The organism is Loigolactobacillus bifermentans DSM 20003 (assembly GCF_001434575.1).
Classification (GTDB): Bacteria; Bacillota; Bacilli; order Lactobacillales; family Lactobacillaceae; genus Loigolactobacillus; species Loigolactobacillus bifermentans.
On the sequence record NZ_AZDA01000017.1, the window covers coordinates 1 to 19,573 of the forward strand.

At 43.9% G+C, this 19,573-nt stretch carries 21 protein-coding genes; 14 read left to right on the top strand and 7 right to left on the bottom strand.

Features of this window, described 5'->3' with window-relative positions:
- Positions 1–233: 233 nt before the first annotated feature.
- The 10 genes from liaX to FC07_RS15550 all read left to right on the top strand — a co-directional run bounded on the left by liaX (position 234) and on the right by FC07_RS15550 (position 9,215).
- Positions 234–1,673 (top strand): daptomycin-sensing surface protein LiaX, encoded by a 1,440-nt coding sequence (gene liaX, locus FC07_RS03135; protein WP_057903669.1) that lies wholly within the window; start codon positions 234–236, stop codon positions 1,671–1,673.
- A gap of 77 nt (positions 1,674–1,750) precedes the next feature.
- A complete protein-coding gene (locus FC07_RS03140) occupies positions 1,751–2,062 on the top strand; it encodes a hypothetical protein (RefSeq protein ID WP_057903670.1) in 312 nt (103 codons plus the stop codon).
- Entirely contained in the window at positions 2,062–2,409 is a 348-nt protein-coding gene (locus tag FC07_RS03145; RefSeq protein WP_057903671.1) for a phage holin family protein, read from the top strand. Before FC07_RS03140 ends, FC07_RS03145 begins: the two co-directional genes overlap by 1 nt.
- 162 nt (positions 2,410–2,571) lie before the next feature.
- Positions 2,572–3,600, top strand: coding sequence for an HPr(Ser) kinase/phosphatase (gene hprK, locus FC07_RS03150; protein ID WP_083483179.1), 1,029 nt, complete (start codon positions 2,572–2,574; stop codon positions 3,598–3,600).
- Positions 3,601–3,602: 2 nt separating this feature from the next.
- Positions 3,603–4,448: a prolipoprotein diacylglyceryl transferase gene (gene lgt, locus FC07_RS03155; RefSeq protein ID WP_057903672.1), complete on the top strand. Its 846-nt coding sequence runs from the start codon at positions 3,603–3,605 to the stop codon at positions 4,446–4,448.
- 3 nt (positions 4,449–4,451) lie between these two features.
- Positions 4,452–5,468 carry an NAD(P)H-dependent glycerol-3-phosphate dehydrogenase gene (locus FC07_RS03160; protein ID WP_057903673.1) on the top strand — a complete coding sequence of 339 codons (1,017 nt, stop codon included), beginning with the start codon at positions 4,452–4,454 and terminating at the stop codon, positions 5,466–5,468.
- Positions 5,469–5,500: 32 nt separating this feature from the next.
- Positions 5,501–5,908, top strand: a complete 408-nt coding sequence (locus FC07_RS03165; RefSeq protein WP_057903674.1) for a tetratricopeptide repeat protein — start codon at positions 5,501–5,503, stop codon at positions 5,906–5,908.
- A gap of 75 nt (positions 5,909–5,983) precedes the next feature.
- Positions 5,984–6,907 carry a thioredoxin-disulfide reductase gene (gene trxB / locus FC07_RS03170; protein WP_057903675.1) on the top strand — a complete coding sequence of 308 codons (924 nt, stop codon included), beginning with the start codon at positions 5,984–5,986 and terminating at the stop codon, positions 6,905–6,907.
- 292 nt (positions 6,908–7,199) lie between these two features.
- The gene (locus FC07_RS03175) at positions 7,200–8,927 is read left to right on the top strand and encodes a phospho-sugar mutase (protein ID WP_057903676.1); all 1,728 of its coding nucleotides are present in this window, start codon (positions 7,200–7,202) and stop codon (positions 8,925–8,927) included.
- A gap of 129 nt (positions 8,928–9,056) precedes the next feature.
- On the top strand, positions 9,057–9,215 hold the full coding sequence (locus FC07_RS15550; RefSeq protein ID WP_083483180.1) for an AbrB/MazE/SpoVT family DNA-binding domain-containing protein: 159 nt from the start codon (positions 9,057–9,059) through the stop codon (positions 9,213–9,215).
- 125 nt (positions 9,216–9,340) lie between these two features.
- On the opposite strand, the gene FC07_RS03180 is transcribed toward FC07_RS15550, so the two are convergent.
- From FC07_RS03180 to FC07_RS03210, 7 genes are all read right to left on the bottom strand, one after another.
- Entirely contained in the window at positions 9,341–9,745 is a 405-nt protein-coding gene (locus FC07_RS03180; protein WP_057903677.1) for a hypothetical protein, read from the bottom strand.
- 13 nt (positions 9,746–9,758) lie between these two features.
- On the bottom strand, positions 9,759–10,739 hold the full coding sequence (locus tag FC07_RS03185; protein WP_057903678.1) for a hypothetical protein: 981 nt from the start codon (positions 10,737–10,739) through the stop codon (positions 9,759–9,761).
- An 18-nt stretch (positions 10,740–10,757) separates the two neighbouring features.
- Positions 10,758–11,519 (bottom strand): flavodoxin family protein, encoded by a 762-nt coding sequence (locus tag FC07_RS03190; RefSeq protein WP_057903679.1) that lies wholly within the window; start codon positions 11,517–11,519, stop codon positions 10,758–10,760.
- Positions 11,520–12,176: 657 nt separating this feature from the next.
- Entirely contained in the window at positions 12,177–13,091 is a 915-nt protein-coding gene (locus FC07_RS03195; protein WP_057903680.1) for a prenyltransferase, read from the bottom strand.
- Between the two features lie 125 nt (positions 13,092–13,216).
- Positions 13,217–14,260: an ABC transporter substrate-binding protein gene (locus FC07_RS03200; protein ID WP_057903681.1), complete on the bottom strand. Its 1,044-nt coding sequence runs from the start codon at positions 14,258–14,260 to the stop codon at positions 13,217–13,219.
- A 286-nt stretch (positions 14,261–14,546) separates the two neighbouring features.
- Entirely contained in the window at positions 14,547–15,341 is a 795-nt protein-coding gene (locus FC07_RS03205) for an ABC transporter ATP-binding protein (RefSeq protein WP_057903682.1), read from the bottom strand.
- Positions 15,338–16,342 (bottom strand): FecCD family ABC transporter permease, encoded by a 1,005-nt coding sequence (locus tag FC07_RS03210; RefSeq protein WP_057903683.1) that lies wholly within the window; start codon positions 16,340–16,342, stop codon positions 15,338–15,340. The genes FC07_RS03205 and FC07_RS03210 overlap by 4 nt, the downstream gene beginning before the upstream one ends.
- A gap of 336 nt (positions 16,343–16,678) precedes the next feature.
- On the opposite strand from FC07_RS03210, the gene FC07_RS03215 reads away from it, so the two are divergent.
- The 4 genes from FC07_RS03215 to FC07_RS03230 are packed head-to-tail and all read left to right on the top strand — an operon-like array spanning position 16,679 to position 19,549.
- On the top strand, positions 16,679–17,098 hold the full coding sequence (locus FC07_RS03215; protein ID WP_057903684.1) for a molybdenum cofactor biosynthesis protein MoaE: 420 nt from the start codon (positions 16,679–16,681) through the stop codon (positions 17,096–17,098).
- The gene (locus FC07_RS03220; RefSeq protein ID WP_057903685.1) at positions 17,088–17,330 is read left to right on the top strand and encodes a MoaD/ThiS family protein; all 243 of its coding nucleotides are present in this window, start codon (positions 17,088–17,090) and stop codon (positions 17,328–17,330) included. The genes FC07_RS03215 and FC07_RS03220 overlap by 11 nt, the downstream gene beginning before the upstream one ends.
- A 30-nt stretch (positions 17,331–17,360) precedes the next feature.
- Complete coding sequence (moaA, locus tag FC07_RS03225) at positions 17,361–18,356, top strand: GTP 3',8-cyclase MoaA (protein WP_057903686.1); 996 nt, start codon at positions 17,361–17,363, stop codon at positions 18,354–18,356.
- 5 nt (positions 18,357–18,361) lie between these two features.
- A complete protein-coding gene (locus FC07_RS03230; RefSeq protein WP_057903687.1) occupies positions 18,362–19,549 on the top strand; it encodes a nitrate/nitrite transporter in 1,188 nt (395 codons plus the stop codon).
- The last annotated feature ends 24 nt before the right edge of the window (positions 19,550–19,573 follow it).

The following is a 19,573-nucleotide window of genomic DNA, read 5'->3' on the forward strand; positions in this document are numbered from 1 at the left end:
TTGGTCCAAAATTGTGCGGTATGCCGATATTAAACCTCGTATGAATAATTCGGGTGAAACCATGTAGTAAGGTGCCGCAGGTCAAGTGACCTGCGGTTTTTACTTGGGCGGCCGAATGTGATTAACTACTAAATGCGGATAAGAAAATCCAACTTAGGTCCTATGCTTTTTTGCGGCATTCAAGCGATAATGTAACCATAGCCAAACAGGATAGTTTGAAAGGGGCAATCGCCATGAATGAACGTGAACGGATTCTTGACTTAGTGAAACAGGGGATTATTTCCACGGAAGAGGCCCTGACGTTATTGGAAAACAGTGCAAAAACGCAAAGTAATGCAGAACAACAAAAAATGCAACAAGAACAGGCTGATCAAGCAACAACGAAGCAAACAGCTGATCAGACTGATACAGTGACCAGCCAATTAGAAGCTGTCCAGGCAACGTTAGCCAAACGCCAAACTGCGTTACAAACGGCTGAAGAACATTTACAAGTGTTAGACACGATGGCTGACTTAGATGGGTTAACACCTGAAAAACAAACGGATCGTGACGAAACAGCATTAAAAATAACAGAATTACAAACCCAGATTTCAGAATTAGCAGATGAAAAGGCGCGCCTGAAAAAATTAGCAGCGCAAACACAAGCGACACGGCAACAGCATCATGAACATTGGTCTGATAAGTGGAATTTAGACGATGAATGGAAAGAAAATGCAGCGGATACCTTTAGCCAAGTCGGCGAAAAGGTCGGCGAAGCCGGTAATCAGTTAGGGAAGTTTTTAAAGAGTACGGCCCAAACGATTATGGATAACGTTGATTGGAAAGAGATCAACGTGAAAGTACCAGGCTTAGTGACGTCTCATTTTGACCATGATTTTGTTTATGAAGCAGCCACTGCTTCCATTTTAGATGTGAAGTTGGCCAATGGGAATATCAACTTTGAAACCTGGGATCAACCAGATATTAAAGTCAGTGCACATGTGAAAATGTACGGGAAATTCACAGAAGCCAGCGACTTAGAGGCGTTTTTACAACGGAGCGAGATTGGGATCACAGCCGATACGTTAACGTTTAAAGTGCCTAATAAGCGGATCATGGCGGATCTGACCTTCTACTTGCCGAAACGGCGTTACGATCATACGGCGGTTAAAGTGTTAAACGGTAATGTTCAGTTTAAAGCTTTTCAAGGCGAGGACTTGTATGTCAAAAGCACCAGCGGTAATTTAAGCTTTGATGGCTTAGCAGCGACCATGTTAGAAGTTGAAGGCGTCAATGGGAGTATCCATGTAACAGGCGGGCAATTAGTGGATACCTTGTTGAATACGGTTAATGGTGAAGTTTACTTGGCCAGTCAAACAGAAACGGCTGAGCTCACCACGGTTAACGGCAGTGTCCGGGCAACGATTCGCGAAAATAATTTAAAACGATTAAAAGCAAGCTCGGTTAATGGGACTGTCAAACTAGCAGTGCCAACAGACCTTGCGTTAAATGGCGAGGCCAACACACGCTTTGGAGCCATCAAATCACGCTTGAGTGCCGTTGATGTGTTAAACGAACAGCAACAAACGGGGCACTCTTTCTACAATTTTGAGCGTGATCTGGCCACTGAACCTGCTGAACTGAAATTAACCACGGCTTCTGGTAATATTTTATTAAAAGACACGAAAGATTAAATAACGGGTAGCCTGATCATGTGTGATCATTTAAAGGGGGCTGCTTGCATTCAGTCTAGTGAAGCGAGGTGATTGTAATGGGATTTTTGATGCTGCTTTTATGTGCACCACTTTTGTTCTTGCTAATAAGCCCGATTTTAGTTTTTGTGGTACTTCTGTTATTATTAATTTGGTTCCCACTGAAACTATTGGCGCTACCTTTGTTATTAGTGGTGTTGTTCTACAGTATTCGCGGTGGACATCATGCTCAACACCGTGCTTGGCAACGCGCCGCTATGCGGCAACGGCGCCGTGAGCAGCGGGAACAGCGTTATGAAACGCGTCATCAACATACGCGTAAAGACGCTCAGGATGTAAAAGTTGAAGATGATGACTGGAGTGATTTTTAATGGGATTTTTCACACGGATAATCGTCAATGCCATTATTTTCTTGGCGATTGCCGGTTTTTTCCCAGGAATGTTGTTTGTTTCAAGTATTTGGATGGCGCTAGGGGCAAGTTTAGTGTTAGGCATTTTAAATGCCTTAGTGCGGCCAATTCTCAGCATTCTGTCGTTTCCCATTACGTTTCTCACCTTAGGGCTGTTTAGCATTGTGATCAATGCACTGATGCTTCAATTGACAGCAGGCGTGGTTGGTGCGGGCTTTGCCTTTAATAGCTTTGTCAGTGCCATGGCCGTTGCGGTGATCATGTCACTGGTGAATATTATTGTGACCAACTACTTAACGATTCATTAATAGAAACGGTCTTTGCATCTTCATCAGGGATGTGAAGGCCGTTTTTTAGCCTAAAAGCAGGTGCAGTTGGCGCAGTGCAATGTTAAAATATAAAGCGAGATACCTTTTTCACTGTTAAACGCATAAGAGACAGAGAAACTAGGATAGATTGGAGTATTGAACATGGCTGAAAGTGTGACAGTAGCAGAGCTAGTCCAGCAAACACGTTTAGACGTTTATGCCGGCGAAGCTTATTTAGAAAAACGTAAAATTACGGTAAGCGATATTTCTCGGCCGGGCTTGGAATTAACCGGCTATTTTAATTATTATCCACATGATCGGATCCAGTTGTTCGGTCGTACGGAAATTTCATTTACACAAAAAATGACTGCTGATGAACGCTTAATGATCTTTCGGAAAATGTGCGGCGACGATACACCTGCTTTTGTGGTGTCTCGTTCATTGCCAGTCCCAACTGAATTGCAACAAGCGGCAGCGGAAGCCAATATTCCAGTATTAGGCGCAAAGTTGGCCACAACCCGCTTGTCCAGTTTAATGACGGACTACTTAGACGGTCGTTTGGCTGAGCGTCGCTCCATGCACGGTGTTTTAGTGGATATTTATGGCATCGGCGTGCTGATCACTGGGGATTCGGGTGTTGGTAAAAGTGAAACAGCCCTTGAGTTGGTAAAACGGGGCCATCGCTTGATTGCTGACGATCGCGTAGAAGTTTACGAACAAGACGAACAGACCTTGATTGGGGAAGCACCGGCAATTTTACGGCATTTATTGGAGATTCGTGGCATTGGGATCATTGATGTGATGAATTTATTTGGCGCTGGCGCAGTGCGCAGTGATACACCGATCCAATTGGTTGTCCATTTGGAAACTTGGACGCCAGATAAAAACTTTGACCGTTTAGGCAATGGTGATGAGACGATTCAAATTTTTGACGTGACATTACCACGCGTCACGATTCCGGTTAAAATTGGGCGGAACTTAGCCATTATTATTGAAGTCGCCGCCATGAATTATCGGGCGAAGGCCATGGGGTATGATGCTACCAAGACCTTTGAGGACAACTTGAATAGTTTGATTCAAGAAAATTCAGCAATTGACGAAGGTCAGGATGCCATTCCGAATTCGCCAGCCACTGATTCTGTTGATGGGACGCATTCTAGCGCTCAAAAACCGACAGGAAAGGATGAGTAGGCATGCTGGTTGCAGCTTTAAATCCGATTGCATTACAATTGGGACCGCTGGAGATCCATTGGTACGGTGTGATCATTGCCACAGGGGTCGTGCTGGCTGTGATTTTAGCCATGCGCGAATCGGAGCGACGTGGTGTTTCAAGCGATGACCTGTTTGATATGATTTTATGGGCGCTACCATTTACCTTGATTGGGGCCCGTTTATATTACATCTTGTTTGAACTGCCTTATTATTTGGCCCATCCTGGCGAGATGATTGCCATTTGGCACGGCGGGATCGCCATTTATGGTGGGTTGATTGCAGCGGCAATCGTCTTTATTGTCTTTTGTCACCGCCGGCAATTGCCCACTTGGCTGGTGTTAGACATCGCCGCGCCTTGTGTGATCTTAGGCCAGGCCATTGGGCGTTGGGGCAATTTTATGAATCAGGAAGCATTTGGCGCGAAAACCACACTGGCCTTTTTGCAACAACTGCATTTGCCGCACTTTATTGTGTCACAAATGTTGATCAATGGTGCTTATCGTCAGCCGACGTTTCTTTATGAATCCACATGGGACTTATTAGGTTTTATTGTGATCATGGCATTACGTCACCGAAAACAGTTATTGCGACAAGGGGAAGTCTTTTTGCTCTATATTAGTTGGTATGCCTTTGGTCGCTTCTTTGTTGAAGGAATGCGCACGGATAGTTTATGGCTCTTTCATGTGATTCGTGTGTCACAAATGTTATCATTGATTTTGTTTGTGGGTGCCATTGGGTTATGGGTTTATCGTCGCCGTCAGCGACCACAACCACCACTGTACTTAGCAGCGCAACCACAACAAACCAAACAAGCGAAGGAGAGATAATTTATGGCTAAAAAAATCGCTGTTTTAGGCGCCGGTTCTTGGGGCACGGTCTTGGCGAACTTATTGACCGAAAATGGGCATCAAGTTACCCTTTGGGGCCGCAATGCAGAACACGTGGCGGAGATCAATCAGCACCATACAAACCGGCATTATTTGCCTAAATTCAAATTAGAACCGACTTTGATCGCGACCTTGAGTTTGGAACAGGCACTCGATCAAGTTGATGTGATTTTATTTGTGATTCCAACCAATGCGATTCGCAAGATGGCCCAACAAATTTTACCGATCATCAAGCGCCAAGGTATTCGTCCAATGCTGATCCACGCAAGTAAGGGGTTAGAATTAGGGACCCATAAGCGTTTGTCACAAGTCTTAACCGAAGAGATCCCAGCTGAATTTCGGCGTGAGATCGTTGTATTATCAGGACCCAGTCATGCTGAAAATGTATCAGAACATGATTTAACCTCTATTACAGCGGCTTGTTCTAATTTAACAGCCGCACAACAGGTCCAACAGCTGTTTATGAATGACTATTTCCGGGTTTACACCAATGCAGATGTCATCGGCGTTGAAATGGGCGCCGCCTTGAAAAACGTGATTGCCTTAGGGGCAGGTGCATTGCACGGTTTAGGTTATGGTGATAACGCTAAGGCCGCGCTTATGACCCGTGGTTTGGCAGAAATCAGCCGCTTAGGCGTGGCATTTGGTGCGAATCCGTTAACGTTTATTGGGTTATCCGGCGTTGGTGACTTGATCGTGACCTGTACCAGTGTTAATTCACGCAACTGGCGTGCTGGGAACCAATTAGGGCAAGGTAAACCGTTACAACAAGTTTTAGATGAAATGGGCATGGTGGTTGAAGGGGTTTCTACCACGCGGGCCGCTTATGAATTGGCCCAACAACAAGGCATTGAAATGCCGATTACCAATACGATCTATCATGTGTTGTACGATGAAAAAGAGATTCGGACAGCCATTACAGAAATTATGCAACGCGAAGGCAAACAAGAACTGGATTAAATCTAAAATCAGTGTAAGGGGCGTAGCAGGCTATGGGCGAGGTCATTAACTTTTTACCATCGTGTAATTATTATTTTCAACGCGGCATGAACTTTTTTTCAAAAGGGCAATATCAGCAGGCGGCGCATTGTTTGGAGCGGGCGCAAAGCTTGGCGAAGAATACTGAAGAATACGTATTGGCAAATTGTCAATTAGCAGTTTGCTGGCAATATGCGCGTCAGTATCAAGCGGCGATCCAACGCCTACAACAATTAGTGCCAACGCATGAACAACAACACCCTGAGTTACACTATTTTCTGGCAAATTGTTACGCTTATTCAGGTGATTTTCAGGCCAGCTTACAACAAGTCCAGCGTTATTTACAAAGTGGTCAGACCATGTTTCAGCAAGAGGCGGTGGCACTTCAAAACGAATTGCAAACCGTTCTTAGTGACTTTTAGTAAGTCAATTGGTGGACATTTAAGCGAATTCGCGTATGATAAAAACTAGATGTTTTAGTAAGGAGGCATTTCGGAATGGCAAAACAAGTTGATGTTGTTGTAATTGGGGCTGGGCCTGGTGGTTTAACGGCAGCCCTTTATGCATCCCGTTCAAATCTATCCGTGGTATTAGTTGATCGTGGGATTTATGGTGGTCAAATGAATAACACGGCAGCGATTGAAAATTATCCAGGTTATAAGTCAATCTTAGGACCTGATTTAGCACAAAAAATGTACGACAGTGCGACTCAGTTTGGGGCTGAATTTGCTTATGGGAACGTTAAATCAGTCACAGACCAGGGTAAGACCAAATTAGTTGAAACTGATGATGGGACTTACGAAGCCAAAGCGGTGATTATTGCCACAGGGGCCGATCATCGTAAATTGGGGATCCCAGGTGAAGAAGATTACAGCGGTCGTGGGGTTTCTTACTGTGCCGTTTGTGATGGTGCCTTTTTCAAAAATCGGGAAGTCGTTGTTGTAGGTGGCGGGGACTCTGCCGTTGAAGAAGGCCTTTACTTGGCCAACTTAGCTGCAAAGGTCACGATTGTCCATCGGCGTGATGAATTACGGGCACAAAAGATTTTACAAGATCGGGCGTTTGCGAATGACAAGGTTGAATTTGTTTGGAATGCCAATACGGAAGCAATTTTAGGGGACGATAAAAAAGTCACCGGCGTTCAGTATTCGGATAAGAAAACGGGCGAACGCAAGGTGATCCCGGCTAGTGGTGTCTTTATTTACGTCGGCATTGATGCGTTAACAGAAGGCGTACAATCATTGCCAATTTTAGATGATCATGGTTGGGTCGTAACAGATGAGAATATGGCGACCAAAGTGCCAGGTGTGTATGCCATTGGCGATGTTCGTCAAAAAGGGCTGCGTCAAATTGCCACCGCAGTTGGAGATGGCGGTATTGCTGGCCAACAAGCTTTTAACTATATTCAACGGTTAGGCTAATGATTGAAATGGTTGTTTCGTTGCGTGATGCAATGAGGCAGCTATTTTTTTAGGGGAGCACAACAAAGCGGAGGCCGTGAAAAAGAAGATCATAACCGCTTTTTTCACTAAAAAGCGATTAAATTTTGTAGTATACTAGGGAAAGATGTTTGAGAAGGCGCCATCATGTCTGGCAACAGGGTGTGCGCTACTCACTGGCTCTCAAGCACACTAATTTAACATGTTGGGTGTCCACCAACCGTTCCTACTACCGGTAACGGCGTAGGGGCACAACGAGGAGGAAACAAACGTTATGTCGTGGCAAGAGACTTATGAAATTTGGAAAAATGAACCAACTTTAGAACCCGCCTTAAAGCAAGCTTTAGTAGCTTTAGCCGATGATTCCAAAGCATTGGAAGACGCTTTTTATGCGCCAATGGAATTTGGAACTGCAGGGATGCGTGGCATTATGGGCCCTGGAATCAACCGTATGAATGACTACACCGTTCGCCAAGCCACTGAAGGCTTGGCACGGTTAATGGATACATTGGATCCAGCTACCAAACAACGGGGCGTTGCGATCAGTTTTGATTCCCGGTATCATTCTGAAGATTTTGCGCATGAAGCGGCGCGGGTATTAGGCGCACACAATATTCCAAGCTTTGTTTTTGATGATTTACGGCCAACACCAGAGCTTTCTTTTGCGGTCCGTCATTTAAAGGCTTATGCAGGTATCATGATCACTGCAAGTCATAACCCCAAGCAATACAACGGGTATAAAATTTACGGTGCTGATGGCGGTCAAATGCCACCAAAAGAAGCCGATCAGATTATCGGTTATGTGCGCCAAGTCACCGATTTATTCGGTATCAAAGTGGCAGCCGAAACTGATTTACGTCAAAGTCAATTATTACGAATCATCGGCGAAGATGTTGATGAAGTCTATTTAGAAGAAATCAAGTCAGTGACCATCAACCGTGAACTTGTTGAAAAGGTTGGTCGGCAAATGTCATTGGTTTATACGCCATTACATGGGACTGGGAAAATGATCGGCAGTCAGGCCTTGCGCCAAGCCGGGTTTAACCAATTTAAGTTGGTCCCTGAACAGGCCGTGATCGACCCAGAATTCCCAACGGTTGATTTCCCGAATCCTGAATTTCCACAAGCATTTGATTTGGCGATTGCTTTAGGGAAAAAGACGGGGGCAGATTTATTAGTGGCCACCGATCCCGATGCCGATCGGTTAGGGACGGCGGTGCGTTTGCCGAATGGCGACTACCAATTATTAAATGGGAATCAAATTGCATCCTTGATGTTGGATTATATTTTACGGGCCAACCAAGCTGCAGGAACGTTACCAGCCAATGCGGTGGCGATTAAATCAATTGTATCCACAGAGTTAGCCACGAAGATTGCTGAACACTACGGTGTGAAGATGTTAAATGTGTTAACAGGCTTTAAGTACATCGGTGAAAAAATTCATCAGTACGAACAAGATCATAGCCAGACTTATATGTTTGGTTTTGAAGAAAGCTATGGTTCGTTGGTCAAGCCGTTTGTACGGGATAAAGATGCGATTCAAGGTGTCTTGTTGCTGGCTGAAATTGCAGCTTACTATCGTGAACAGGGTAAAACGTTGTATGATGGCGTGCAAGACTTGTTTAAGACCTATGGCTACTATGCAGAACAAACGACTTCTGAAACCTTTACCGGTGTGGCTGGTGTTGAAGAAATGCAAACGTTGATGAAACGTTTCCGTGAAGAACAACCGGCTGACTTTGCTGGCAGCCAAGTTGTAGCGGTGGAAGACTTTTCAACGCAAACTGAAACCAAGGCGAACGGTGAAACAGTTGCCATCACCTTACCAAAGGCGAATGTACTGAAATATCATTTAGCAGATCACACCTGGATCGCCATTCGGCCTTCAGGTACGGAACCTAAAATTAAGTTTTATGTAGGTACCGTTGGTGACAACGAAGCCCACGCGCAGGAAAAATTAGCGGCTTATGCACAAGCCTTAAAAGACTTTGCGCAAGCCTAAATAGTTTCGAAAAAAGACAAACGATCATGGTTTGTCTTTTTTGTTGGCAAGCTTATTGATCGTTTTCAAACTTGATTTTCGGTACACTAAAGCTAGGTGTTGTGGCAATCAGTAGCGAGGTGACGTAAAATGGTAAAATATCAAGCAATTGTAGACGCTAAAGGGCGGGTCGTGATCCCGATTGAACTCAGACAAAAATTAGGCTTACATCCTGGCAAAATCGTTCGCATTAAGGATAAGAAGAAAAAATTAGTGGTTAAAAAGCACCAAGCTGAAACAGAAGCATAAATGAGCTTTGATCAAATGGCAAGCCCTAACAAAAATCCGCTTAGACGACTATTTTTAAAGGCGTCTAAGCGGATTTTGATGTTTTGGCAGGCAGGTTTCGCCTGCCAGCATACAAGTTGGTATTTTTAAGCCTGCGGGCCATCTGCCCAATAGCCTAAATGCTGGGCAGACAGGCTTTCAAAATAGGCTAAAAAAGCCACTGCTGTATCTTTGTTGAGCTGCGATAAAGCGGTAAAGCCAGTTCCGGTTGGCACCAAGTCGCTCATTTGCGTGATCTGATTGCCATTTTCAATCATGACCTGCGCGCAACTCGCCGTCCAACGATTGCCATAATTAGGTGCAAAAATCAGAAATAAATTAAAATCGTCCGATAAATAAATGGGTAAGGCCCAAGCGGTTTGGTCAATGGGTTCTAAAACAGCTTCCTCTTTAAAACTAAATTTTGCAGCGTTGTAACGGGTGACGGGTTGGTTTAATATGAAAATTGCATTTTCGAATTCTGGTGAGCCAGGTTGTGCTGTAAAGCTCATGGGCGGTCATCTCTCATTCACAAAAATTTGCTTCATAAAAAGTGTACTTACGTTGGATCTCAGCTAGTGGTTGGTCTAAAACGTGTTCGTGACCAGTGGCATCAAGTAAAAAGTATCGTTTGATGCGCTCAGTTAATTGGGTGCGCAAGGGCTCGTGTTGCACGGCTGCTGGGAGCACGGTGGATTGAATCAGTAATTCCGGTAAGCTTGCTGGGACGAGTAATTTTTCAAAGGCTTCAAAGGTCGCACCAAAAACGTCAGCGTAAATGTGATCCGCATAATTCAGTTCAATTTGTTTAAGCGCTTCATAGTAGTCACGGTCACTAATGCCTTTTTGGTTCTTAACCAAGTGTTCAGCGTCGTAGCGGTGAGTGAGATAAGCATCCCAATCACGAAAGGCGTAGGCCGCTAACCGTTGTGCCAGCTGTTGGCCAGCAGTTGTCAGGTTGTGTAGGGTTAGCGGTTGATCTGCTGCAATGACGTAAGGTTGTACAAGATATTGAATGACATAATCATAAAAAGTACCAGGTTGAATGTGACGTTGTTGCTCTGGGTCGTATTGAGGGCCAGAACCAGACACTTCTTTAAGGTTACGCAAGCCTAACCGGGTTTGATTTAAGGCGAAGACGAGATCTTCTAAGTCTGCATCAACAGTTTCAGTTTGACTGACAATTTGTAAAACACGTGTATAAAGGCGGCAGAGTTCGTGTAGTTCGGTTTTTTGGTTCTCAAAAACGTGACCTTGAGCCAAATATTTTCGTGTTTCTTGTTCCAGTTGGTTTTCTAGCGCAACTGCCAGGTGTTGCACTTCAACAGGGAGCACCGGCTGATCAAAATGTTCTTGGGCCACTGCTCGAACCGCATCACGGAGTTTTGGCCGCATTTCAACAAAATCTGGAAAATCAAAAATATTTTCAAATGGTTGTTCGGATTGTGCTGGATCAGTAGGGTGGTTTATTTTTGAAGCGGGTAATTCAAAGTGAAAACTTGCCATCAGGAAAACTCCTTTCGCTTAGCGTCGGCGGTGTCGTAAAAAGGTAAAGTAGTGTAACAGACTCGCCAATAGCACGTAGAATATCACCACAAAGCTGATGTAAGCTAACCAAAAAGTCGGCCCGGTAAATAATTTAAAAATCAACTGTTGTAGACCCATGGTGACCAGTGACATGGTAGCGACCATCCCTAAAAGTTGTAAATAACGTTTCAAAGTTGCATCATCCTTTACTTGTCGCTGAGCGATTTTATAACCTAAAACACGACAGCGTGCCAATTGTTTCGTTGTTGGCTGGTGCTGACCCCAAGTGCCAGTTCCAACCAACTCACTGATTTTAATCAACCCGGCACCTGTTAAGGCGCGGTCGATCACGCGAAATGTATCATCGGTGATCCCGACAAAAAAATTCTCCAGACTTGAGATAAAGCAAGTGGTGAGACTTAAGTAATGCTTGTTTTTAAACTGCCCTGGCAGGGTATCTGCCTTTTTGGTCATGCGCACCATGCGCGGGCGCATACAATCTAAAAAGTTTTTCATTAAACCCGAAATACTGCCCCAATAGGTTGGGGTGGCCATGATCCAAATATCGCTGGCCTGTAATTGCTGCTCTAATTTATCTAAAACAGGATTAGCCTGACCGGTGTCAGGCGTAATCTGATAATCGGCTAAAAAAATAGTCTCTCGTTGTACGTCGGCTGGTAGGGCCGCTAAAGTGGCTGCCAGCAGTTGTGCGGTTATGCCATGGCGCTGATGGGCGCCAAGAATTCCTAAAACTCGCACGTGAACGTCATCTCCTTCAATAAAAATCTTAAACAAGTTTTATTGTAAGGGCTCATACAGGCTTTGCCTAGTCGGCGATACCCTGATAATCGTTTTCATTTAGATAAAAGGTCACATGCCGGTGAAGCACTTAAATGATCGTTTAAGCTAACTGATAAGCAGCTGAGCGTCTGATTCAGTTTAATGGGAGCAGCGCTGCAACAACGATTATTAAAGGGCGGGTGCTTTTAGGGCTTGAAGTTGTGGTAATTTTGGGATTGTAGCATCACCTTTAACCTCGTATGCCCGATCATTTTGGATGCAATGGTCCGAACAGTTTTGAAATGGGAAAGCCTTTTTCGGTTTTCACCATGGTTTTGTGATTGAATGTCGGCGCGCTTTTAGTTGCCGATTTGACGCCTGATTGGCGACACGGCTCCCAGTGATTCCACAGCATGCACGGTTGGTAGCACAGTTATTCAGGTTAGGGGTGGTGTGGCTTATGGTAACGGTTTGGACTGTTTTACCAGCAGCAGTGTAGCTATTGCCGGTGATGAAGGGGAAATTAGTGCTTTTGATCAGCATATTATGGCACGGTGACGCCAAATAACAGCGCTTTTAGTCAAAAAAAGTCCGGCAATGAGGCGTTAATGGCCAGCATTGTCGGAGCTTTTTAAATTAAACATGTAGCCAAACGCCTAAACCGAAGAAAATCACTTGGGCTAACGTAATCAAAAATAGGTTTTTGATTGCCAAAGGAAAGGTTTCTTTTTTGACTTGTTTTGCCAAAAATTGGCGGGTATTTTGCCAAACTGGAATGATGGTAAATAGTGTTAGCAACATTAATCGCGGCAGGTAACCCAGTGCAACTGCACTGATCAACATAACAAAACCAATGATGTAAAGCGCAACGAATAGGACTAATGCCCGCTGATGACCGATGTAATATAAAAGCGTACGCCGTTTTAAGCTCAGGTCTTCTTGTTCATCACAAATGTTGTTTGCCAACATTAAATTGGCAATGGCACACACTGATAAGCCAGAGGCCACAAAAATCGGTCCGACAAAGGCAGCGTTAAATTGCACCACGTCGTAGGTATTTAAGTAAACGCTAAGTAGGAAAATCATAAAGCCCATGGTCATGCCAGAGAAAAATTCACCAAAAGGGGTCGTGGAAATCGGGCGTGGTCCACCAGCGTAGAAAAAACCCACGGCATAGCAGAATAGGCCAACCCATAAAACAGGCCAACCGGTTTGGCTGGCAATAAAGATTCCTAAACCCGCGGAGCCAATGATCATCCAAAAAATCATCCACCCAATATGACTGGGGGTTAAATGATGAACGCCAATAATATTGGTTTTTTCGCGGAAGTTTAACGCCTGATTGTGCGTTGCTCGGCGATAGTCTTGATAATTATCGTTGGCGTCAACCGCCATGTTAAACACCAACATTGCGATAAAGAATAACAGCAAGTAACCGAGGTGCAGTTGGTGGTAATGATAAAGGGCGTAAAAAGTGCCTAATAAGAATGGAAAAACGCTAGCCGTTTTGGCCTTGATCTCAACCAATTCTAAAAATACTGGGAGCGTCATGATGTTGCTTCCTTTCTGCAATAAAGTTTCTCGTTTAGTATACCAGATTTAAACGCTGGCAGTTTGATTGAGAACGCCTGTAATCAAAAAGAGAACCGCTGGGGTTCTCTTTTTGAGAGGCAAATCTAGGCTGGGTTTTCGCCGGCTAAAATCTGCTTTGCTTCAGTTTTAGTTAAATCATAGTTGTAGTACTTATTGTAAAAGGTTTGGGTTTTCTTAACCATATTCAAAGATTTGAATTGGTTAGGATGTGCTAATTTTGCGACCCACAGAACTTGTAATGCAGCTTCAGTACTGTAACGATCCCAAGCAAAGGTACCAGTTGGGTTCCCGTAAACTTTACCAGCTTTAACAGCTTTTAAGTTTTTGAAACGAGAATCTTTTTTCAAAGTTGCTAAGGCTTTTTTACTAGTGGTTCCACCGATAATGATCATATCAGGATTTGACTTCGTAATTTGTTCAACTGTAACCGTAATTTGATTGCCTTTTGCCGTTAATGCATTTTTAGCACCAGCTGCTTTCATCCATTCGTCAATAATCGTATTGCGTCCGTCCACATTGGTTAAATCACTGACATTACCAATATGTAAAATGGCAGGCTTGTTCTTGTCATTTTTAACTTTCTTTTCAACGTAGCTGATATTCCCGTTTAACTCTTTGGTATAAGTTTTGGCAATTGAAGGGGCGTCGCCGCCTAAAATTTTTGCAGTGATCTTAACAGACTTCTTTAAACCAGCAAAATTTTGGAACATCACGTTAGCTGTTGGCACACCAGCGTCACGTAACGTCTTCGCTTGAGTGGCATCAGAGGTTAAGGCAACTTGTGGCTTAGCCTTTAACAATTCTTCAGTTTGAATATCTTGACCAGAGAAGGGTGCGGTTACCTTTTTGATACCAGGATAGACTTGAGCGTACCAAGCTAATTTTTGAATGACAGGTGTTGTGGCAACCAATTTCTTTTGACCGCCTAATAAGAGAACAACCTGGTTGTTGGCGTGCCACATGTCAGCGACCCGCGTGATTTTTGAAGGCATGGTGACCTTGGTACCCGCCATATCAGTGACTGTCTTCTTGCTGGCAGCAGCAGTTGTTGTTGAAAGTGCACCGAAAGTTAATAAACCGACTAAGGCAACCTTAGTGAAACGGCGCCATGATTTTGTGAAGTGCATGAAAAAAAACCTCCTAAGTTATCTAGTGACTATTTTGCTAACGCAAAATCTCATTTCCGGAGGATGACCAGTCTTGTGGGGTAAGACCACCCCGCAGGACACATGGCCCTCCTAAGTGATTTGATGACTATTTTGCTGACGCAAAATCCTATTTTCGGAGGATAACCAGTCTTGTGCTGTCAAACATAAAACTGGTCATCCTCGCTATTGCGTAAAGCGATTGCTAAACGGGTGTTAACTGCACGTTATCCGTGGGTTGATTCCCGTAAGCAACGTTGATTCCTTTTTAAACTGAAAAATCTGAAGCGATAAAACAAATTTGTCGTTGCTGTTCGGCAACTGTTGTCACACAGATTGGTGTTTGATAAGCCTGTGAGAGTTTTTCAGACGTTAAGGTCGTTTGGACTGGCCCAGTTTCAAAGCCACCGACCGTGGTGAAAAGACTCACGGCTCCCCCTAGCATCAGCGCTAAGTTAGGGTCATGTGTGGTCAGTAAAATACCATAACCCTGTTGTTGCAACTGGTTGATCAGTTTAAGCACGCGCACTTGATTGCCTAGATCTAAGGCAGATGTTGGTTCATCTAAAATAATCAAATCAGGCTCTTGCAAAAGGGCACGGGCAATCATGACCAATTGTTGTTGACCACCGCTTAAGGCGGCGAATGACCGCTGACTAAAAGCTGTTAGCGACAACTGAGCGAGTAATTGCTCACACTGATGTCGGTCCTGCAAGGTTGGCGTTGCCAACAAGCCTTGATAAGGAGTGCGGCCCAACAGTACGTAATCAAAAACCGTTAACGAAACGTTGGTGGAACTGGCGTTAACCTGTGGGACGAAAGCCAACTTACGGGCACGTTGCCGTGGCGACAGCTGGTTCAGGTGCTGATCATCTAATGTGATCTGACCTTCATTAGGGGGCTGCACCCCAACGAGGCACTTGAGCAGCGTCGATTTACCGACGCCATTTGGCCCTAAGATCGTATGGATCTCACCGCTGGCTAACGTTAGGGTGAGGCCCTTAAAAATAGCTTGTTCCGGTTGATAGTGAAAGCCGAGTTTTTCTGCATGTAAAATGGTCATGTAATGTTCACCCGCTTTTTGAAAATCAACCAAACGAATAATGGCGTACCGATAAAGCCCGTTAAAATGCTAAGTGGAATTTCACCAGTTGAAAGGCTTCGTGCCAGTGTATCGATCAACAAAAGGAAAATTGCGCCTAAAACAGCAGCAAGCGGTAGCACTTTGGCTTCATTTTGGCCAATTAACAGACGTGCTGCATGGGGGATTACTAAGCCGATCCAGCCAATGGTCCCACTTAAACAAACCGAACAAGCCGTTAAAATGGTGGCTAACAAGATCACAAGGGCACGATCCAATTGATAGTGACTCCCCAAGGTGCGAATCTCAGTATCATCTAAAAGCAGCACGTTAAGCCGCCAGCGAAATGCAATGAGTAGGGCACCACTGATGATCAATGCTGGCAATACGGGGATAAGACTATCCCAAGTGACCTTTTCGAGACTGCCTAATTGCCAGTAGGTAATGGTTGGTAACTGTTCATCAGGATCGGCCATGTACTTGAAAAGCCCTAAAACGGCTTGCATAAAGCCGCTCATGATGATCCCAGCTAAAACCAATGTGAGATTCGCTTTCGTATGTAATAACCGTTGAATCAAAACGGCTCCTAAAACGGCTAATAAACCGCCTAATAATGCGAATCCTTGGATCTTAAGGCTAGTTGCCCCTAATAGAATCGCACCTGCGGCCCCAACCGCAGCCCCGTTGGAAACCCCTAAAAGATCTGGTGAAACTAATGGATTGTGGAACAAGGCTTGAAAAGCTGTCCCAGAAATCGCTAAACCGGCACCAATCAACATGGCAGCAATGATCCGTGGCAGCCGTAAGTTAAATAAAACATTGGTTGCCAGTGCAGATGGTGCGGCGGATAAGTGTAAGAGATGACCCAAGAATTGGAGGACGGTGTGTAATGGTAACACGATCCGGCCAGCACTAAGGGCCAATAAAAAGGTAATAATTAAAAGCAAACTGCTGAAAAACAGCTGCTTTCTTAAAGACTTCACATGATAGGCCCCCTTTATTGGTTGCTCTTAGTTTAAAGCAATTTTGTTGAAAAATAAAATTGCCACTTTATTTGAGTACTCAATGGCTCTCTCAACCGTTTTCAGTATAACAAACGGTCGCAGCCCATAAACATCCTAGCAATCCCCTAAAAGCACCTAAATTTTTTTTAGGTTTTCGTGTGAAAAATGACGATTTTGTTATGAAAACACGAATTCAATAGAGGAATACCCTAAAAAATAATAAGGGAATTAACTAATATCAAATGAACTTGATGTTTGGCATACTAAAGGTAGTTTAAGCGGATACAAGCCGTATTCAGAAAGTGAGGCAGTCACATGCATTATGTTGCAATTTCGGATAAACCCTTAGATGTTCATGCGCTTTATCAAAAACTCAAAGATCCAGCTTTTGGTGGAATCGTGGTTTTCTCTGGCACTGTACGCCAGTGGACCGATGAGATTGAGACAGAATCGTTGGAATATACAGCTTATGAGCCAATGGCGGTCAAAGAATTAACCAAATTAGCTGAAGAAGTTGAAGCGAAAGGGGCCCGAGTTGTGATGGTGCATCGTGTTGGTCATTTAAAGTTAGCAGACGAGGCTGTTTTTGTAGGGGTAGCGGCCCCACATCGTGGCGAGGCTTTTGAATGGTGTGAATACTTAATTGATACGCTTAAACAACGGGTGCCAGTATGGAAGAAAGAATACGATACCGATAAAGTTCGGTGGGGAGGACCAACGGAAAATGGAAATTAAATTATTTGCTTTTTTAGCAGATCAGCTTGGTGAACAAATTACGGTGGCTCTCGATGAACCAGTTACTGCCCAACAGATTTTAACAACCGTACGGGAACAGTATCCAAAGGTGAGTAGTGCCTTAAAGGATGCAACTGTGGCCATCAATCAAACCTTTGTGACCGATGACCAATCGTTTCAACTTGCAGCAATTCATGAAATTGCCTTGATCCCACCAGTGAGTGGCGGTTAAAGGCTTCAATATAGATAGGAGTGGCTTACAATGGCGAAATTATATGATCACTATGATCGTTTACATAACTATATTCGAATCTCAATTACAGATCGGTGTCCCTTACGGTGTGTTTACTGCATGCCAAAAGAAGGCTTACCATTTTTCCCAAGCGAACGGGTTTTATCGCAAGATGAGATCGTGCAAATGGTGCAAAATTTTGCTGATCTAGGGATTACGAAAGTGCGTTTAACAGGCGGTGAACCTTTATTACGGAGTGATGTTGTCGATATTGTGCGGCGTATTCGTGCAATTCCTGAAATTGATGATATTTCAGCGACGACAAACGGTTTGTATTTAGCACGTAAAGGGGCAGATTTAAAAGCAGCCGGGCTTGATCGTTTGAATATTAGTTTGGATACATTCAAACCAGACCGCTATAAAAAAATCACCCGTGGTGGTAATATTAAACAAGTATTAGACGGGATTCAAACGGCAAGCGATCTTGGTTTCTTGATTAAATTAAACGTTGTCTTGATCAAAGGTCAAAACGATGGTGAGATTTTAGACTTCTTAAATTATACCCGCGATCACAATGTTAATGTGCGCTTTATTGAATTTATGCCAATCGGTAATTCTCAGGCCACTTGGCAGAAAGAATATGTCGGGTTAAAAAGTGTCTTTGATGTTTGTGCTGAAAATCAGATTGATTATGCACCGATTCAGTTCCGGGGCAATGGGCCTTCGGAAAATTATCAGATCAAAGGGGCCAAAGGCAGTTTTGGTTTGATCCATCCAATCAGTAATCGTTTTTGTGAAACTTGCAATCGTTTACGAATCACAGCCGATGGTTATGTGAAAGCTTGTTTATATTGGGATGAAGAAATCAATATTCGTGAAGCTATTCCTGATCCTGTTGAATTTCAACGCTTGATCCAGAAGGCACTGGATAATAAACCGTTAAATCATGAAATGGCTCTTGCCGATGCCGATAAAGTGATTGAAAAAGCACCGACTTGGCGGCATATGAGTCAAATAGGAGGGTAATCAGTATGGCAGTATCAAGTGATTCGCACAGTCGTTTTAACGCAACGATGGCGCTGATCATGGGGACACTTGCAATGATGGGCTGTTTTATGGCTTGGTCAAGTTTTGCACCATTAGCAGCTTCAATTGCAAAAACATTCTCATTGTCAGTTTCACAGCGGACCTTATTGTTAGCAACACCGGTTTTATTAGGGTCGATCTTACGAATTCCAGTTGGGATCCTTAGCGATCGTTACGGTGGTAAAAAGGTTTATATTATTTTAATGCTATTTGTTTTAATTCCGTTATTCTTAGTACCGCGGGTGCATTCATTTGGCATGTTATTGTTTGTTTCACTATTGCTTGGCATGAGTGGGACATCCTTTGCCGTTGGGATCTCTTACGTTTCAGTGTGGTTTCCACCAGAACGTCAAGGTTTGGTTTTAGGGATCGCCAGCTTAGGGAACTTAGGGAATGCCATTTCAGCCTTGACATTACCACGGATCGCACAACATTGGGATTTTACAGCTGTTTATAATTTCTTGATCGGCGTGCTACTGGTTTTGATCGTGATCTTTGCAATTTTTTGTAAAGAAATGCCCGTCAATAAGGATAAGTCCTTTAAGGATTCTTTATCCGTTGCGAAAGATGTTAACACTTGGTACTTGTCATTATTTTATGCCTTAACGTTTGGTTTATTTATGTCTTTCAGTAACTTAGCGCCAACGATGTTGGGAACGCTGTTCAAAATGACGCCAGTCGATGCTGGGTTATGGGCAGCCGCTTTCGGTGCGATGTGTACCATTGTTCGTCCTGTTGGGGGTGTGTTATCTGATAAGCTACGGCCAATGGCACTGTTACAATGGGTTTTGATTGCAATCGGTATCTTTGCCCTTGAATTAAGTGGTACATTAAGTATGCAATTGCTATTTGAAATTGGCTTAGTCTTAATTGGTATTTTTGCTGGTTTAGGGAATGGTATTATTTTTAAAATGGTACCTTATGTTTCTAAAGGCAATACAGGGGCGGTTACAGGCTTTGTTGGCGCAATTGGTGGTTTAGGCGGGTACTTCCCACCGATTTTGCTAGGCGTATTGAAACAAGCAACAGGAAGCTATGCAGTCGGTTTGATTTTATTGGCAATTTTCGCGGTTATTTGCTGGATCGTGTTATGGCGTAATTTTATTCGCGGCGGTTCACATATCGTGCAATAATGCTATGTTTTTAAAAATCCGTTT

Bases quoted from the DNA above. Each gene is read 5' to 3' on its own strand.
- FC07_RS03230 (WP_057903687.1), top strand. From the start codon at position 18,362: ATGGCAGTATCAAGTGATTCGCACAGTCGTTTTAACGCAACGATGGCG.
- FC07_RS03195 (WP_057903680.1), bottom strand. From the start codon at position 13,091: ATGACGCTCCCAGTATTTTTAGAATTGGTTGAGATCAAGGCCAAAACG.
- FC07_RS03185 (WP_057903678.1), bottom strand. From the start codon at position 10,739: ATGGCAAGTTTTCACTTTGAATTACCCGCTTCAAAAATAAACCACCCT.
- FC07_RS03220 (WP_057903685.1), top strand. From the start codon at position 17,088: ATGGAAATTAAATTATTTGCTTTTTTAGCAGATCAGCTTGGTGAACAA.
- FC07_RS03200 (WP_057903681.1), bottom strand. From the start codon at position 14,260: ATGCACTTCACAAAATCATGGCGCCGTTTCACTAAGGTTGCCTTAGTC.
- FC07_RS03175 (WP_057903676.1), top strand. From the start codon at position 7,200: ATGTCGTGGCAAGAGACTTATGAAATTTGGAAAAATGAACCAACTTTA.
- FC07_RS03160 (WP_057903673.1), top strand. From the start codon at position 4,452: ATGGCTAAAAAAATCGCTGTTTTAGGCGCCGGTTCTTGGGGCACGGTC.
- FC07_RS03180 (WP_057903677.1), bottom strand. From the start codon at position 9,745: ATGAGCTTTACAGCACAACCTGGCTCACCAGAATTCGAAAATGCAATT.
- moaA (WP_057903686.1), top strand. From the start codon at position 17,361: ATGGCGAAATTATATGATCACTATGATCGTTTACATAACTATATTCGA.
- trxB (WP_057903675.1), top strand. From the start codon at position 5,984: ATGGCAAAACAAGTTGATGTTGTTGTAATTGGGGCTGGGCCTGGTGGT.
- FC07_RS03215 (WP_057903684.1), top strand. From the start codon at position 16,679: ATGCATTATGTTGCAATTTCGGATAAACCCTTAGATGTTCATGCGCTT.
- FC07_RS03205 (WP_057903682.1), bottom strand. From the start codon at position 15,341: ATGACCATTTTACATGCAGAAAAACTCGGCTTTCACTATCAACCGGAA.
- FC07_RS03145 (WP_057903671.1), top strand. From the start codon at position 2,062: ATGGGATTTTTCACACGGATAATCGTCAATGCCATTATTTTCTTGGCG.
- liaX (WP_057903669.1), top strand. From the start codon at position 234: ATGAATGAACGTGAACGGATTCTTGACTTAGTGAAACAGGGGATTATT.
- lgt (WP_057903672.1), top strand. From the start codon at position 3,603: ATGCTGGTTGCAGCTTTAAATCCGATTGCATTACAATTGGGACCGCTG.
- hprK (WP_083483179.1), top strand. From the start codon at position 2,572: ATGGCTGAAAGTGTGACAGTAGCAGAGCTAGTCCAGCAAACACGTTTA.
- FC07_RS03165 (WP_057903674.1), top strand. From the start codon at position 5,501: ATGGGCGAGGTCATTAACTTTTTACCATCGTGTAATTATTATTTTCAA.
- FC07_RS03140 (WP_057903670.1), top strand. From the start codon at position 1,751: ATGGGATTTTTGATGCTGCTTTTATGTGCACCACTTTTGTTCTTGCTA.
- FC07_RS15550 (WP_083483180.1), top strand. From the start codon at position 9,057: ATGGTAAAATATCAAGCAATTGTAGACGCTAAAGGGCGGGTCGTGATC.